This is a genomic window from Archaeoglobaceae archaeon (assembly GCA_038734275.1).
In the GTDB taxonomy this organism is placed as follows: Archaea; Halobacteriota; Archaeoglobi; order Archaeoglobales; family Archaeoglobaceae; genus WYZ-LMO2.
Genome location: JAVYOO010000002.1, coordinates 1 through 14,164, shown reverse-complemented (window position 1 = coordinate 14,164; position 14,164 = coordinate 1). Strand labels below are relative to the sequence as shown.

Sequence of the window (14,164 nt, the reverse complement as noted above, 5' to 3'; positions counted from 1 at the left end):
AAATGGAGGAATACAAGACGATTACCCAAGTAGCGGGCCCTCTAATCTTTGTAGAGAAAACGAAGCCAGTGGCTTATGGTGAACTCGTGAATGTTGTTCTTCCAGATGGCTCAGTAAGGAAAGGTCAGGTTCTCGACACTTCAAAGAATATTGTGGTTGTGCAGATGTTCGAGGGCACAAGAGGCATTGACAAAAGCTGTAGCGTTCGTTTCACAGGAGACATAGTAAAGCTGAATTGCTCCAAAGATTTGCTTGGGAGAATCTTAAGCGGTTCAGGAGAACCAATTGACGGAGGACCAGCAATTATTCCTGAAGAGAGAATACCAATCGTTGGTGCAGCAATAAATCCCTATGCAAGAAAGTATCCGAGAGAGTTCATTCAGACTGGAATTTCTGCAATCGACGGGATGAACACACTCGTTCGTGGGCAGAAGCTTCCGATCTTCAGTGGTAGCGGTTTACCGCACAACGACATAGCCTTGCAAATTGCTCGCCAAGCGAAGGTTCGTGGGCAGGCTGAAGAATTCGCTGTAGTTTTTGCTGCGATGGGCATAACTTATGAGGAGGCATATCAGTTCATGAAAGAATTCGAAAGGACTGGAGCTCTTGAAAGGGCGGTAGTGTTCCTAAATCTTGCAAAGGATCCCGCCATAGAGAGAATAATAACTCCGAGAATGGCATTAACCGCTGCGGAGTATTTAGCCTACACTTACGACTACCACGTCCTTGTTATTCTGACTGACATGACAAACTACTGCGAAGCTCTGCGAGAAATAAGCGCTGCAAGAGAAGAAGTCCCGGGAAGACGCGGGTATCCGGGATACATGTATACCGACTTGGCAACGATCTACGAGAGAGCGGGGAGAATTCGTGGGAGAAAGGGCACAATTACGCAGTTCCCAATTCTTACGATGCCCGCAGACGACATAACTCACCCGATCCCAGATCTTACGGGCTATATCACAGAAGGACAGATCGTTCTGAGCAGAGAGCTTCACGCTAAGGGTATTTATCCACCCATTAACGTGCTCCCGTCGCTTAGCAGGCTGATGAAAGAGGGAATCGGGGCGGGAATGACGAGAGATGATCACAAGCAGTGGAACGATCAGATGTATGCTGCCTACGCTGAGGGCGTAGATCTTCGCGGTTTAGTTGCGATCGTTGGCGAAGAGGCTTTGAGCGAAAGAGATCGCCTATTCCTGAAGTTTGCAGACGAATTTGAACGCAGATTCGTCAATCAGGGCAAATATGAGGACAGAGACATCGAGACAACGCTCGATCTCGGCTGGGAATTGCTTAGCATGCTTCCAGAAAGAGAACTGACAAAGATCGAGAGAAAATACATCGAGAAATACCATCCCGCTTACAAAAAGAAGACACAGGGAGCTTAAAGCTCAGCAGTGAGGGATAAGGATGGCAGAAGTTCAACCGACGAGAATGGAACTAATAAAGCTCAGAAGAAGAATAAAAATGGCTGTTCGCGGGCACGCGTTGCTGAAGATGAAAAGGGATGGCTTGATAATGGAGTTCAGAGAACTGCTTGAGGAAGCAAAGGTTGCAATTCAGAAAATGGTTGACAATTACAACAAGGCTCAGCAGAAGCTCTTGATTGCAATGGCGGTCGATGGCTTTCCCGCATTGCGCTCAATAGCACTTTCATGCTGTCAGATCCCGCCGAATTTTACGCTAAAAAGGAAAAGCATAATGGGCGTAGTAGTGCCTGTGATCAAAAGAGAGAAAGTGGCAAGAAGGGCAATAGAGAAACCTTACGGGATCCTGAGCACAAGCGTCAGAGTTGATGAGGCGGTTACAGCCTACGAAGAGCTCGTTGACTCGATTCTTGAAGTTGCGGAGATCGAAACCACGATCAGAAGATTGCTTGAAGAGATTGAAAGGACTAAGCGTAGAGTTAATGCTCTCGAATACAGAGTTATTCCAAGAATGAATGAGCTTGCAAGGTTCATAGCCTTTAAGCTTGAGGAAATGGATCGAGAGAACATAATAAGGTTGAAGAAGCTCAAGATGAAAAAGGCGAAGAGGTAAGACTTTTATATTTGCCTTATAACTTTTTTCATGGCGGGTTTTTCCGAGCTTATAGGCATATATTTAAAGCTTGGCGGAGACTACAAAGAATTCAAAAAGCTTTCTGGCGAGTTAAACGTTGGATATAAGTTCAATTTTGCAAAAAAGATCACAGAAGCGGATGTTCAGCTATTCGGACTTATCTCTGGTGATATGAATCCGATCCACTTTGACGAGGAATTTGCAAAGAAGACAAGATTCGGCGGTAGAGTTGCCCACGGAATGCTCACAACAAGCCTTGTCTCAACAGCTCTGGCAATGCTTCCCGGAACAGTTGTTCTTCTAGAAACGAATTTCAGGTACACTTCTCCAGTTAGAATCGGAGATCTCGTTAATGCGGAATGCGAAATAGTTGAGAAGGAGAAGAACAGGTTTAAAGTTGCGGTAATTTGCAAGGTTTCTGACAAAGTTGTTGCAGAGGGATGGGCTAAGATCTTAATATGGCAGTGATTGAGCTTCTCAAAGAGAAAAATGCGGATTTTTTTGTTCTGCATTCTGGAGGCGTGAATTTTAGCTATGCTACGAAGTTCAAAAGCTCCTCGACGATGTTCTATTTGATCGGAGTTGATGGCACAGATCTTCTGCTTTTGCCAGAGATGGAGCTTGGAAGGGCTTTAAGGGAGAGCAGAGTTAAAGAGATTGCAAGCTTCGAGAAGCTTGGTTATGAAGAGAAGCTTAAAGAGCTTAAAAGTCCAAGGAAAGCAATTGCAGAAATTCTCGTTGAGAGGCTCAAAGAAGGGAGGGCTAAGAAAGTTCTTATTCCCACCGACTTTCCCGCTTTTCTTGCCTTCGAGCTACAGAAACATTTTGAAGTCGAAGCTGACGAGAACCCATTCTTAAAGCTCAGAGCTGTGAAGAGGGCGGATGAGATTGAAAAAATAAGACAGAATTGCCTGATATTGCTTAGGAGTTTTGATAAACTTTACAGGAAGTTGAGATCAAAAAAGATCATGAGCTGCGATTCTGCTCGATCCTTTCTTGAAAAAGAGCTGTTCTTTCAAGGTTTGATCGCTGAAGATACCATATGCTCTTCAGGAAAACTCTCAGCGGATCCACATGAGCTCGGAAAGGGAAAGATCGAGGATCACCTTCTCGTTGACGTCTTTCCGAGGAATTTAAGAACTGGATACTACGCGGACTTTACAAGAACGATCTTGATCCGAAAAAATCCAGAGATTGAGGAAATGCTTAAGGCAGTAATCGAGGCAAAGAAAAAGGCAATCTCGATGCTCAAAGAGGGTATCAACGGAAAAGACGTGCACAATGCCGTCAAAGACTGTCTTAAAAGCCATGGCTTCGAAACTAAAGCGGGTGAGGGATTTATACATTCCACGGGCCATGGAGTGGGACTTGAAGTTCATGAAGAGCCAAGAATAGGCGATGTTGATGCTGAGCTAAAAAGCGGAATGGTTGTAACGATTGAGCCCGGGCTGTATTACAGAAAAATAGGTGGAGTTAGAGTGGAAGATCTGGTTTTGATCAGGAAGGATGACTGCGAAGTCCTCACACCCTACGAGAGCTTCTTGGCATTATATAATCCTTAGGCGCTGAATCTATATTTTCAAGATACTTTCTTAGCACCTTCGGAATTTCAATCCTGCCATCTTCAAGCTGGTAGTTTTCAATTATTGCAGTTATTGCCCTTGTTGTGGCTATTGCTGTTGAATTTAACGTGTGCACAAAGCCCTTGCTCGGCATTCCTTTCTTCTCAGCAAATCTTATGTCAAGCCTATAGCTCTGCCAGTCTGTGCAATTGCTACACGAGACCATTTCTCTATAAGTAGCCTGAGCAGGCATCCAGGCTTCGAGATCATATTTTTTGGCTGCGACTATGCCAAGATCTCCCGTGCAGATGTTCACAACTCGGTAGGGAATTCCCAGGCCTTGCCAAAGTTTTTCAGCATTCTCCAAGAGTTTTTCATGCCACTCCCAGCTCTGCTCTGGCAGGCAGAAAACGAACTGCTCCACTTTGTTGAACTGATGAACCCTAAAAATTCCTTTTGTGTCCTTTCCATGGGCTCCCGCTTCCTTTCTGAAGCATGGACTGAAGCCAGCATAGAGCAAAGGAAGTTCACTCTCCTCAAGCGTTTCCTTCATGTGCATCGCGGCGATTGCATGCTCGCTTGTCGCTATCAAGTGCAGATCCTCGCCCTCGATCTTGTAGATCACGTCTTCAAAGTCGCTGAAAGCGGTTACGCCTTCATAGGCAGACTTTTTAAGCATAAATGGCGGAAATACGAGCTTGAAGCCTCTGCTTGCAAGAAAATCCATTGCATAAAGCGTTAATGCAAAATCAAGCCACAAAAGGTCCTCGAACAAATAATAGAATCTCGAACCTGCAACTTTTCCCGCCCTTGCGATGTCAGCCCAGCCAAAAAGCTCTACTGCGTCTGCATGGCTTACTGGCTTGAAGTCGACTACCTCATACTCCGCCTTTCCAGAGGTTTTTTTAACAAACTCATCGACGTCTTCAAAGTAAACCTTTGCCTTTCCCCAGTAGCGAATTGGGACATTTTCGCTGTCGTCCTTGCCAATGGGCACAGTTTCGTGGACTATATTCGGGATTGAAAGCAAAATCGCCTCAACTTCCTTTTCAATTCTGCCTAATTCTTCTTCTGCCTTCTTTACCTCTTCGCTAAGCTTTTTTGCCTCTTCAATTAGCTTCTGATCTTTTTTATCTTTCAAAAGCCTTGATAATTCGTTTCTTTTCTTTCTGAGCATATTCGTTTCTTTTAACTTCTCTCTCCATTTTTTATCGAGCTCTATAGCACGATCTACAACTTCCAAGCTCAAACCGCGTCTTTTCTGCGACTCATATAGGATCTCTGGTTTCTCTCTCAAAGCTTTAAGAATGCTCCACATCAACAACCCATGGCATTTCAGTTATAAAAATGCACCGAATAGCAACGCAAAGAAGACCGCCCCAAGGGTTAAGCTTGCGAGCTTATACATCCCCCTCGCTTTTTCTTTTTTTGGAGCAATTGCAAACTTAATGGCTTTGAAAAGAAATAAGAGAATCGCTGGAATTGATATAGCCAAATAGATGGCATGTAGAGGGATCAAGAAATACAATGAGGTTGCCAAAATTAGCATGAGCAGAGTAGCGAAGACAATAGCCCATGAAGCCTTCTTAATGCCAGCAATAAGCGGAAACATTGGAATTCTCGCTCTTCTGTAGTCCTCCTCGTAATGCATCACTATGAACCAGATGTGTGAGGGGATCCAGAGGAGCACGATCCCAGAGATCAAAAATCCCGGCAGAGTAAAGCCTTTAACCGCAACCCAGCCAGCTAAAGCAGGCATGGCTCCCGCAAAGCCTCCAAGGATGATCGAATAGGGGCTTTTTCTCTTGAGCAGAAGAGTATAAACGAGAATGTCGAAGATAAGACCCAAAAAGAGGACAAAAGCGAACTCAAGGCTCACGAATAACGCAATAAGAAGCCCCGAAACAAAAAGGATTGATCCATAGATAGCACAAGCTATTGGGCTTAGCTCACCAGCGGGAATTGGTCGGCTTCGGGTTCTCATCATGATCGCATCGATGTCCCGATCGATCCACATGTTCAAAGCAGTGGTGCCTGAGATTGTTAGAAAGGTTGCAAGAAAGCACAAGGGCAGAGTTTCTCTTCCTCCCGCTACGAGAAAGCTCACCAAAAACGTGATCATGAGCAATAAGGTCTGTTTTGGCTTGATTACTTCTAATAGTGCTCTTGGCTCCACAGTCGAAATAGTTTTTCGAATTAAAATACTTTTGGAGTTGTAAACTCCCCAAATCTCGATTCTGCGAATAAAAACTAAATAGAAATATTTATAAAATTTAAGAATTTAGTGGCTGGGTGGAACTTGAATACCAACTCGATGAAATCCCGCCCAAGAAGGTGCTTATAGCCTTAAGTTTGCAGTGGTTTGCAATAATAGCTGCAATTCTTATTATAGGCGGTAGAATTGTTGCGGAAATTCAATTTGAGAATCCAACAGATAGAATTGGTTACATCCAAAAAATATTTCTAATTTCTGGAATAACGATGCTCGCTCAGCTTTTTATTGGTCACAGATTGCCTCTCGTAGTTGGACCCGCTTCCGTTCTTATCGCTGGGATTTATGCAAGCATGGGGAGTGATTTTAGCACAATATACACAGCAATTGCGATTGGAGGCGTTGTTATATTCTTTTTTGGCATTACAGGATCGCTAAACCTCTTGCGAAAGCTTTTCACTGAGAATATAGTTGCAGTGGTTTTAATCTTGGTAGCAATTACCCTATCGCCCCTTATAATGGAGATGATCACTTTGGATACACCTAATGCCGGTTACAACTTCGCTTTTTCAATTTTGTTCGTTATCATGCTTTTTATCCTAAACAAAAAGCTCAGGGGGTTCTGGAATTCGAGCTTAATTCTATGGAGCCTCATTCTTGGTTCTGCTGTCTATAGTCTAATCTTTCCTCAGCATTATGAAATTCTGAACCCAGATCCCCTGAATGTCTTTTCCGAAATCAATATCACACCTTCTTTCAGGTTAGAGGTAATTATATCCTTCATGATCTGCTTTTTTGCCCTCGCCATCAACGATCTGAGTTCAATATACTCCTTGGCAGGAACTCTTAAACTTGAAGACACTGAATTTCGAGCAAAGAGAGGTGTAACGCTGACTGGTTTGTCTAATATCCTTTCGGGATTTTTTGGAGTTATAGGATCTGTAAACTACTCCATGAGCCCCGGGATAATCTCAGCGACGAAGTGCGCATCAAGATACGCCCTTGTTCCCGCTGGATTTATCCTATTGATCCTCGCGTTCACGCCCTTTGTGATCTCTCTAATCGAGGCAATTCCAAAGGTTGTTATAGGCAGTGTATTTTTATATATAATGTGCTCCCAAGTCGCGGTCGGAATTCCTATGATCAAGTTTAAAGACACAGCTTCTGGCTTTGTAATCGGCTTTCCATTGCTTCTGAGCATAATCGTCACCTTTCTTCCAGAATCAGTTTTGACCAGTTTTCCCGAGATCTTGAGACCAATAATTGGCAATGGTTTTGTCTTAGGGGTATTGGTAGCGATGCTGATGGAACACGTAATTCTACGCAGAGATTATGAAAATTAAATTACTTTAATCAGGTAGATAGCGGGCAATGCCTCTCTATACCCAAAATTTTTGAGGCTCCCGAAGCTGAAATGCCGTAGCTAATGAGTGGCTTGGAATTTTCCATTGCACACTCATAGAGTTCCCAAAAAGTCCCGTTTATCAGGGAACTGCCTGTTATGAGCACTATATCGACCTCTGGTATCAAGTTCAGATTTTCCAGATGGCTTAAAATCTTGGTATTTCGAACCTTTCTGTTTATATTTTTTGGATTCATATCCGTAATGAAGAGATCAAATTTCTCGGACAGTTTTTCAGCGAATGCGGGTTGATAACCTATTAAAAGTATTTTTCTGAGCTTTGAAACCTTTTTCAGCTTTTCAAACAGCAATTTTGCGCATTCCAATGGTGAATCTTTTCTGCAGTGCACCGTTCCGCTGACAAGACCATAGTGCACCATAACAGCGTTCAAAGCGCAATAAAACAATGATCGAGATGCAATATTTTGCAAATTCAACTCCAGAACTTCAGAAACTTTGAGAGAAATGCTACTCGGCACTGTTGTGAACACTTGCGCTTTCGAATTTCTAAAATTGCACTCCATCACCTTTTCCTCACCCTTAGAAATAGCATATTCTTCGCTTGGCAACATAAACCACTCTGGCGAGACCGTTCTGTAATTTAGCGTGCTTTCATTTCCGCCAATGCTTGAAATGTTCTCTTCTTTAATCCCCTTCTCATCAACAAGCTTTCTGAAGTATTTTCGGCAGATCTCATCATAGCGATTCATAATCGTCACATAGTGGAATAACCTTTTCAATATTTATGGTGATTTCTTCCCCCTTTTGAAATCGATCTCTTGAACTAAAGACTATTTCCTGTCCTCCAACATCGATAAAAACCGTTGCAATGTCCGCATGGTTAAAAACGTTTACCACTTTCCCCTTCAATCCTTTATTGCTATCAATGCTTATGAACTTCGGCAGGACAAGGACTCTTTTTATTTTTCTACCTCTTTTTATTCTGCCCGCATAAATTCTATGGCTATCAAGAAAAGCTTCGCAGAAGTGCCCATTGTTAACAACTTCGTCAACCTCAATCACAGTTCCCAGCCAAGTTTTGATTTCAATTGGAAGATTTTCTGTATTTATTTGCGATGGATCACCTGAAAATACGACTTTGCCATCGAATAGAACGCATAGATTTCTTGCGAATGGAATTAGATCTTCGAAATTGTGAGTGATTAGTATTAGTGACCTTTTATCATCTTCTGCAATTTTAAAGATTGCATCAAGAATAAATCTCCACGCATGAGAGTCAATGCTGATTTCTGGTTCATCCATCAGAATTACATCACTATCAAATGCCAATGCACGAGCTATCGAAACTCTTCTTGCTTCACCACCGCTCAAAGTTGCAGGGTATTTGTTTAGCAGTTTATCAACGTTTAACAATTTCGCATAAGTTTCAACTCTCTCTCTAATTTGCTCAAAACTGTATCCGCGATCAAAGAGACCCAAAGCGATGTTTTCCCATACCCTGAGATTGGGAATCAGACTGCTGTTTTGAGGCACATAGGATATCTTTCTGCGGTTTGGTGGGACTTTGTCCACGATTTTTCCCCCAATGTAAACGTTCCCTTCGTAGCTAACCAATCCCGCTATAACCTTCAATAAGGTCGTTTTACCAGCACCATTTGGACCAATGACAAGCGAAAGCCCAGATTCTGGAAAACTTAGGTTTAAATCTCTAAGGACTTTTCTGCCAGAATAAGAAACGCTAACGTTCTTAAGCAAAATTCCACTCATTGACACCACCCAATACTTGCGAGAAATTCTTTTCCACTCTTCCAATAATAGAGTTAATAAGGATCAGGCTCAACGCCAACACCAAAACCACTGCAATCAGGCTGTCCATTCTGAGCGTAGAGGCATATATGAGCGCGAGGTAACCTATTCCGTTTGGCAAAACCACCATTTCCACTACAAAAACAGTCTTCCAAGCCATGACCGCTTCAGTCTTAATCATGGGAATGAGTCTTCCGATTAACTGTGGAAGTATAACAAGCCTATACTTGGTTGTCCGCTTGGCACAGTAAATGTCCGCTACATCGAGCTGGTTTCTGTCAAACATTTTCAGCGTGTTAACAACGCCATAGAGTATCGGGGGATAGGTGCACATAAAAGATGCAGATAAAGGCAAGGTAAATTCATTTATCCCTATCAATACAATCAAGATTGGTATCCAGGCTACTGAAGGAACTGAAAACACTAAGGTGGCTATGGGGCTAAGATAGTCGTCAAAGGAACGCCTTAGTGTTATAATTAATCCCGTGAACAGTCCGAGTGCTAAACCTAAGATAAAGCCAAGCGTAGATCTGATCAAGGTTAATAGGTAATTATCAATCAGAGATTCCAAAAATTTTTGATTCGCAAAGTTCACAAAAACCTGAGAAAATGGTGGAAAAATTGTATTCGGGATCGATACAAAATATCTCGCCAATATCTCCCAGCACGCTAAGAAGGCGAGGATGGAGATTAGACCTCTTCTGTTCATCTCAAATTCACCACTATGTCGCTTGCGTTGATCTTCTTTTCAATTAGCCCATGTGCGAACATGAAGTCTATGTATTCCTGAATCTCTGTGATGTTTAACTCAGTATCCCAATCGAGTTGCTCAATCGACCTTAGAGCGGTTTGATCGCTTATACCGAGCTCCAAAGCACACGCATGCGAAGCAAAGGATCTATTTTCTTCGATAATCCTAACACTGCTCTTTATTATATTAACAAATTTTGCAACGACTTCTGGATTATTTTTTAAAATATCTCCACGCGCAATAACAAAGCTACCCGGCATGTTAGGCCATACATCTTTGTCTCTCACCAGAATTCTTAATCCCCTTTCTTCTGCGACACTCGAATAATGCTCTGGAAGCGTTGCAGAATCTATTTGTCCGCTGATTAGCATTGACAGGACAGTATTTGGATCCCCAATGGGTTTTATGTTAAATTCCAAGCCATATAAATCCTTAATCTTCAGCAGCAAAATGTTCGTCGGATTGGGTATTCCAGTAGAATAGACCGTTGTGTTATTCAGGTCTGAAAGACTCCTAATCCTTTCAGGATTTACAACCAAAGCATATCCGCGGTTATGAACCTTTCCTACTATTTTAACGTCAACTTCTCTGTCCACTAAATTGACTATAGGGCCCAAACAAGCAACTCCTAAATCTACGTCTCCTCTTGCAAGGGCAGAAGCTAGATCTGCACCGGTTCTGAACTTCAAGAGAGTCTCAACAGTTATTCCATGCTTTTCGAACAATCCTGTGTGAACAGCTACCCAGATCGGAGTAGCATGAGTGTTGAATTCAACACCCAAACCCAATTTAATTTCCCTGCCCAAGCTATCGGATTGCCAAAAGAAAAGGCTATAAAGGAGCAATGAGACAACTACTCCAGCACTGAAGACTGCTACTTTCTGCCATTTCATAAAATCACCTTCATAAACATATCTTTAAAAATCAATCCTTAAAAATTTAAAAAGGTTTTTCTGCTATGTGCTCTGATATGGTTCGATATGCTCAGAAGTGCTCATCTTTTCAGTCTATTTGATTCCGTTTCTCTTTAATAGGTATTGAGAAGCATAAGGAGAGATCGCTTAAAAGGAGAAAGCAGAGATTATGTTAACGTAAAGTTCCCAGAACATCAATGGCATAATCGACCACAGCTCTGAGAAATCTCTTAAACTCATCTTCATTAAGTTCAACTATCTCTCCTTTCTCAATCCTCTTTTTAAGCCTGTAAATCTCCTCGATCCCGCTGTAATACTCTTTCAATTCTCCGATGAAGCCCTGCTTTGTTGCAGTTTTTTCGAGAAGCATACATCTAAGGGTGTAGAGCTTTCGGGCATACATCAGTGCAAGAAAAACTCCGGAATCCACCGCTCCAGAGCGCTTGAGCAGTTGAAGCAATTCTCTGGCAGTGCGGGAAATAGCCTTGAGAATGTCCTCTCTTGTAAAGCTGAGATCCTCGTCGATGTTGCTGAGAGGTTTTATCGGGATTCCCTCTTTGATCATAAGGGCTATTGTCGGGTCTTCTTTGACTTCCCTTCTAAGCTCGTCCCTCTTGAAAACATTCACCTGAACATCTCCATCAAAGATTTTGGAGATTTCCCGAGGATCCAGATCTCCATCAACAATGGCAACTACATCCAGATCGGAATACTCCTCAGCTTCTTTTCTGGCTGTAGAGCCTGTGATGTAAAGTCCTACAACCTCTTGTGGGAATTTGGAGTTTAATTTTTTAACCACAAGAAAAACTATGTCCAACATGTTTATATCCTTATCCACAAAAAATTCAATTTCAAACCTTCTGGATAACTATGGGACTTTATAACTCATTTCAAAGCTTCAACAAGTTTCTCCAGCGACATGGAACCAAAAATGCCCCCGCCGGGAATCGAACCCGGGTCTAGGAGTCCGCAGCCCCTAAGGATATCCGCTACCCCACGGGGGCTGTTTTAGTTTATTCACAGGTAATAAATAGATTACAGTTTTCAGCGCAAATTTTGATATACTTACAGATAGATTTTTTATCGATGCTATGGACAGAAAAATATCGCCCCCAAACTCTAAAAGAAGTTGTTGCAGGCAAAGAAGTTATTTCAAAAGTTTTAGAATGGGCAAAAAACTGGGAAAAAGGCCCCTGGAAACCTTTACTCTTAGCCGGTCCGCCAGGAATTGGAAAAACATCTTTAGCAATTGCTCTCGCCAACACAATGAAGTGGGAAATTGTTGAATTAAATGCGAGCGACCAGAGAAACTGGCAGATAATAAGCAAGATAGTCGGAGAAGGAGCTTTTAACGAAACTATAAGCGATGAAGGAGAGTTTTTATCTTCAAGATCAGGAAGACTGAAGCTAATAGTTCTCGATGAAGTTGACAACATTCACAAAAAAGAAGATGTGGGTGGAGAAAGCGCCTTAATCAGAATCATTAAACGAAAACCGAGACAACCACTTATTCTTATAGCAAACGATCCATACCAGCTATCCTTAGAACTAAGGAAGTTTTGTGAATTTCTTGAACTAAAAAGACTGACCAAAACTCAGATCGTAAAAGTCCTCCAGAACATATGCGCCAGAGAGGGGATTAAATGTGACAAAGAAGTCCTCGGAGAGATAGCCGAAAACGCCGGTGGAGATCTTAGAGCTGCAATAAACGATCTCCAAGCCATTGCAGAAGGGAAAAAAGAAATAAAAATCGATGATGTGGTTGTCGGCAAGAGAACACAGGAAATGGATGTATTTAAAGTCTTACAGAAAATCTTCAAAACGAATTATTCACCATACGCCGATGCTATGCTTCTCGATGAATCGCCTGAAGATCTGATTCAGTGGGTTGAAGAGAATTTGCCTCTCGAGTATTCAGGAGAAGACCTCTTCAAAGGCTATCTGGCTCTTTCAAGAGCTGATCTTTTCATTGGAAGAGTTAAAAAAAGGCAATTTTATAGATTATGGAAGTATGCAACATATTTAATGACGAGTGGTGTTCAGCAGATGAGAAAGGAGACAAAGAGCGGTTTTACTAAGTATAAGCGCCCGCAGACTTGGCAATTTCTTTTTCAGATAAAGCAAAAAAGAGAAATTAGAAACAGTATCCTTAAGAAGATCTCGACTTTTTCTCACCTCTCAACAAAAAAAGCTCAGAATGAAATGCTTCCAGTGTTAACACTACTTCTCAAAAATCTCGATATAAACAGAGCAGCGAGGATTGCAGTATTTTACCAACTCAACAGAGAAGAGCTGGAATTTCTTGTTGGTGAGAGAGCGGAGAAGATCATGGAATTCATCGAAGAGAATAAACTGCACAGAATCGACGAAAGCTGGATTTATATCGAAGCTTTCGAGAGACTCGAGAACGTTGATAAAAAGGAAGAAAAGACAGAAATCGAAAGAACTGAGGAGAAGAAAGTAAAAGATTTAACACTTGACGACTTTTTCTCTTAACATGAGCCTAAATCTTGACGAAGTGATAGAAATACCCGAACAAGATCTGGCTGAAGAGATAGTTGCCGAAATTGTAAAAAAGACTGGCAAGACTCAACAGGAAGTTTTCTCAATGATAAGCGAAAAGCAGGAAAAAATGAACAATCTTGTGAGCTTTGAAGTTGTCGCCCTTGTTGTTGCAAAAGAAGTTGGTTTAGACATTTCAAAATACATAACTCTCGCCGAAAAGAGAATTTTCAATGAAGCTGATTAACGATTCTATTGCTATAGGTAAAAAAGCAGTAATCGCGGATCTACACTTTGGTCTCGTTCCTTTTTACGATAAAGAACTTTTAGAGAAGGTCTTAAAGCTTGCAGAACGTTTTCAAACGCTTATAATAGCTGGTGATCTCAAACATCTTGGCAAAAAAAGTCCATTGGAGGAATTCCTTAACAAGATATCTGGAATAACTGAGCTTCTTATAGTTCGTGGGAACCATGATATAGGTATAAATGGCTACAAAGCTCTCAAGATCGGCAAATATGGCATATTCCACGGGCATTCAATTCCAGAAGAGAATGTGCTGAATTCTGATATTCTAATATTTGCTCACGCCCACCCATCTGTTTTCATTCCCTCAGAGGTCGGAGGGTATAAAGAGAGGGCGTTTCTATCAGGAGAGATAGAACTCCTAGATGTGAAAAGAAGAGTTTTGGTTTTACCCGCCTTTAATGAACTCTGCTCCTCAACTGCTGTGAATCTGGAAAAACCAGCTGGTTTTATGTTCAGAAAGTTTGATTACAGCAACTGGGACGCAATTCTTATCGACGGAACGATTCTAAGCCTTAGATCTATTTCAAAAAGATAAAATATCCCTCAACAACTTAAACTATGCTTCTACTTGAGCGTGAAGCCAAAGAACTGCTTGAAAGCTATGGAGTCAGGACTGCTAAAGCGGTTGTCTGCGAAAGCGAAGAAGAAGCTGTGAGGGTTGCTAAGAGCATTGGATTCCCAGT

The 14,164-nt window shown here is 42.0% G+C and carries 16 protein-coding genes and 1 tRNA gene; 9 read left to right on the top strand and 8 right to left on the bottom strand.

The features are described from left to right. The first annotated feature begins 2 nt into the window (after positions 1-2). Genes QXI54_02640 through QXI54_02625 form a run of 4 tightly spaced genes read left to right on the top strand, consistent with a single transcriptional unit; the run spans position 3 to position 3,626 of the window. Positions 3-1,391 carry an ATP synthase subunit B gene (locus QXI54_02640; GenBank protein ID MEM0302051.1) on the top strand — a complete coding sequence of 463 codons (1,389 nt, stop codon included), beginning with the start codon at positions 3-5 and terminating at the stop codon, positions 1,389-1,391. A 22-nt stretch (positions 1,392-1,413) separates the two neighbouring features. Continuing rightward, positions 1,414-2,043, top strand: coding sequence for a V-type ATP synthase subunit D (locus QXI54_02635; protein ID MEM0302050.1), 630 nt, complete (start codon positions 1,414-1,416; stop codon positions 2,041-2,043). A gap of 30 nt (positions 2,044-2,073) precedes the next feature. Continuing rightward, a complete protein-coding gene (locus QXI54_02630; protein MEM0302049.1) occupies positions 2,074-2,532 on the top strand; it encodes a MaoC family dehydratase in 459 nt (152 codons plus the stop codon). Further along, entirely contained in the window at positions 2,523-3,626 is a 1,104-nt protein-coding gene (locus QXI54_02625; protein ID MEM0302048.1) for a Xaa-Pro peptidase family protein, read from the top strand. Before QXI54_02630 ends, QXI54_02625 begins: the two co-directional genes overlap by 10 nt. On the opposite strand, the gene serS is transcribed toward QXI54_02625, so the two are convergent. Together serS and cyoE are read right to left on the bottom strand one after the other, a co-directional pair. Continuing rightward, complete coding sequence (gene serS / locus QXI54_02620) at positions 3,586-4,944, bottom strand: serine--tRNA ligase (GenBank protein MEM0302047.1); 1,359 nt, start codon at positions 4,942-4,944, stop codon at positions 3,586-3,588. The two genes, QXI54_02625 and serS, sit on opposite strands and share 41 nt — an antisense overlap. Before the next feature lie 21 nt (positions 4,945-4,965). Next, positions 4,966-5,802, bottom strand: a complete 837-nt coding sequence (gene cyoE / locus QXI54_02615; protein ID MEM0302046.1) for a heme o synthase — start codon at positions 5,800-5,802, stop codon at positions 4,966-4,968. Between the two features lie 116 nt (positions 5,803-5,918). Between cyoE and QXI54_02610 the strand changes: the two genes are divergently transcribed. Continuing rightward, on the top strand, positions 5,919-7,181 hold the full coding sequence (locus QXI54_02610) for a solute carrier family 23 protein (GenBank protein ID MEM0302045.1): 1,263 nt from the start codon (positions 5,919-5,921) through the stop codon (positions 7,179-7,181). Positions 7,182-7,191: 10 nt separating this feature from the next. On the opposite strand, the gene QXI54_02605 is transcribed toward QXI54_02610, so the two are convergent. The 6 genes from QXI54_02605 to QXI54_02580 all read right to left on the bottom strand — a co-directional run bounded on the left by QXI54_02605 (position 7,192) and on the right by QXI54_02580 (position 11,676). Further along, a complete protein-coding gene (locus QXI54_02605) occupies positions 7,192-7,950 on the bottom strand; it encodes a DUF364 domain-containing protein (protein ID MEM0302044.1) in 759 nt (252 codons plus the stop codon). Then, entirely contained in the window at positions 7,937-8,968 is a 1,032-nt protein-coding gene (locus QXI54_02600; GenBank protein MEM0302043.1) for an ABC transporter ATP-binding protein, read from the bottom strand. Before QXI54_02600 ends, QXI54_02605 begins: the two co-directional genes overlap by 14 nt. Next, positions 8,949-9,716, bottom strand: coding sequence for an ABC transporter permease subunit (locus QXI54_02595; protein MEM0302042.1), 768 nt, complete (start codon positions 9,714-9,716; stop codon positions 8,949-8,951). Before QXI54_02595 ends, QXI54_02600 begins: the two co-directional genes overlap by 20 nt. After that, positions 9,713-10,651, bottom strand: coding sequence for an ABC transporter substrate-binding protein (locus QXI54_02590; protein MEM0302041.1), 939 nt, complete (start codon positions 10,649-10,651; stop codon positions 9,713-9,715). Before QXI54_02590 ends, QXI54_02595 begins: the two co-directional genes overlap by 4 nt. A 193-nt stretch (positions 10,652-10,844) precedes the next feature. After that, positions 10,845-11,492, bottom strand: coding sequence for a nucleotidyltransferase domain-containing protein (locus tag QXI54_02585; GenBank protein ID MEM0302040.1), 648 nt, complete (start codon positions 11,490-11,492; stop codon positions 10,845-10,847). A 112-nt stretch (positions 11,493-11,604) separates the two neighbouring features. Next, positions 11,605-11,676: transfer RNA gene (locus tag QXI54_02580), tRNA-Arg, on the bottom strand. Positions 11,677-11,758: 82 nt separating this feature from the next. Here QXI54_02580 and QXI54_02575 point away from each other — a divergent pair. From QXI54_02575 to QXI54_02560, 4 genes are all read left to right on the top strand, one after another. Further along, the gene (locus QXI54_02575) at positions 11,759-13,168 is read left to right on the top strand and encodes a replication factor C large subunit (GenBank protein ID MEM0302039.1); all 1,410 of its coding nucleotides are present in this window, start codon (positions 11,759-11,761) and stop codon (positions 13,166-13,168) included. Position 13,169: 1 nt separating this feature from the next. Continuing rightward, positions 13,170-13,421: a DUF2240 family protein gene (locus tag QXI54_02570; GenBank protein ID MEM0302038.1), complete on the top strand. Its 252-nt coding sequence runs from the start codon at positions 13,170-13,172 to the stop codon at positions 13,419-13,421. Beyond that, complete coding sequence (locus QXI54_02565) at positions 13,408-14,016, top strand: metallophosphoesterase family protein (protein ID MEM0302037.1); 609 nt, start codon at positions 13,408-13,410, stop codon at positions 14,014-14,016. The genes QXI54_02570 and QXI54_02565 overlap by 14 nt, the downstream gene beginning before the upstream one ends. 23 nt (positions 14,017-14,039) lie before the next feature. Continuing rightward, positions 14,040-14,164 (top strand): acetate--CoA ligase family protein (locus QXI54_02560; protein MEM0302036.1); only part of this gene is annotated, 125 nt, incomplete at its 3' end.

Coding starts and splice junctions, on each gene's coding strand:
- QXI54_02640 (MEM0302051.1), top strand. CDS start 3: ATGGAGGAATACAAGACGATTACCCAAGTAGCGGGCCCTCTAATCTTT.
- QXI54_02635 (MEM0302050.1), top strand. CDS start 1,414: ATGGCAGAAGTTCAACCGACGAGAATGGAACTAATAAAGCTCAGAAGA.
- QXI54_02630 (MEM0302049.1), top strand. CDS start 2,074: ATGGCGGGTTTTTCCGAGCTTATAGGCATATATTTAAAGCTTGGCGGA.
- QXI54_02625 (MEM0302048.1), top strand. CDS start 2,523: ATGGCAGTGATTGAGCTTCTCAAAGAGAAAAATGCGGATTTTTTTGTT.
- serS (MEM0302047.1), bottom strand. CDS start 4,944: ATGTGGAGCATTCTTAAAGCTTTGAGAGAGAAACCAGAGATCCTATAT.
- QXI54_02605 (MEM0302044.1), bottom strand. CDS start 7,950: ATGAATCGCTATGATGAGATCTGCCGAAAATACTTCAGAAAGCTTGTT.
- QXI54_02600 (MEM0302043.1), bottom strand. CDS start 8,968: ATGAGTGGAATTTTGCTTAAGAACGTTAGCGTTTCTTATTCTGGCAGA.
- QXI54_02595 (MEM0302042.1), bottom strand. CDS start 9,716: ATGAACAGAAGAGGTCTAATCTCCATCCTCGCCTTCTTAGCGTGCTGG.
- QXI54_02590 (MEM0302041.1), bottom strand. CDS start 10,651: ATGAAATGGCAGAAAGTAGCAGTCTTCAGTGCTGGAGTAGTTGTCTCA.
- QXI54_02585 (MEM0302040.1), bottom strand. CDS start 11,492: ATGTTGGACATAGTTTTTCTTGTGGTTAAAAAATTAAACTCCAAATTC.
- QXI54_02575 (MEM0302039.1), top strand. CDS start 11,759: ATGCTATGGACAGAAAAATATCGCCCCCAAACTCTAAAAGAAGTTGTT.
- QXI54_02570 (MEM0302038.1), top strand. CDS start 13,170: ATGAGCCTAAATCTTGACGAAGTGATAGAAATACCCGAACAAGATCTG.
- QXI54_02565 (MEM0302037.1), top strand. CDS start 13,408: ATGAAGCTGATTAACGATTCTATTGCTATAGGTAAAAAAGCAGTAATC.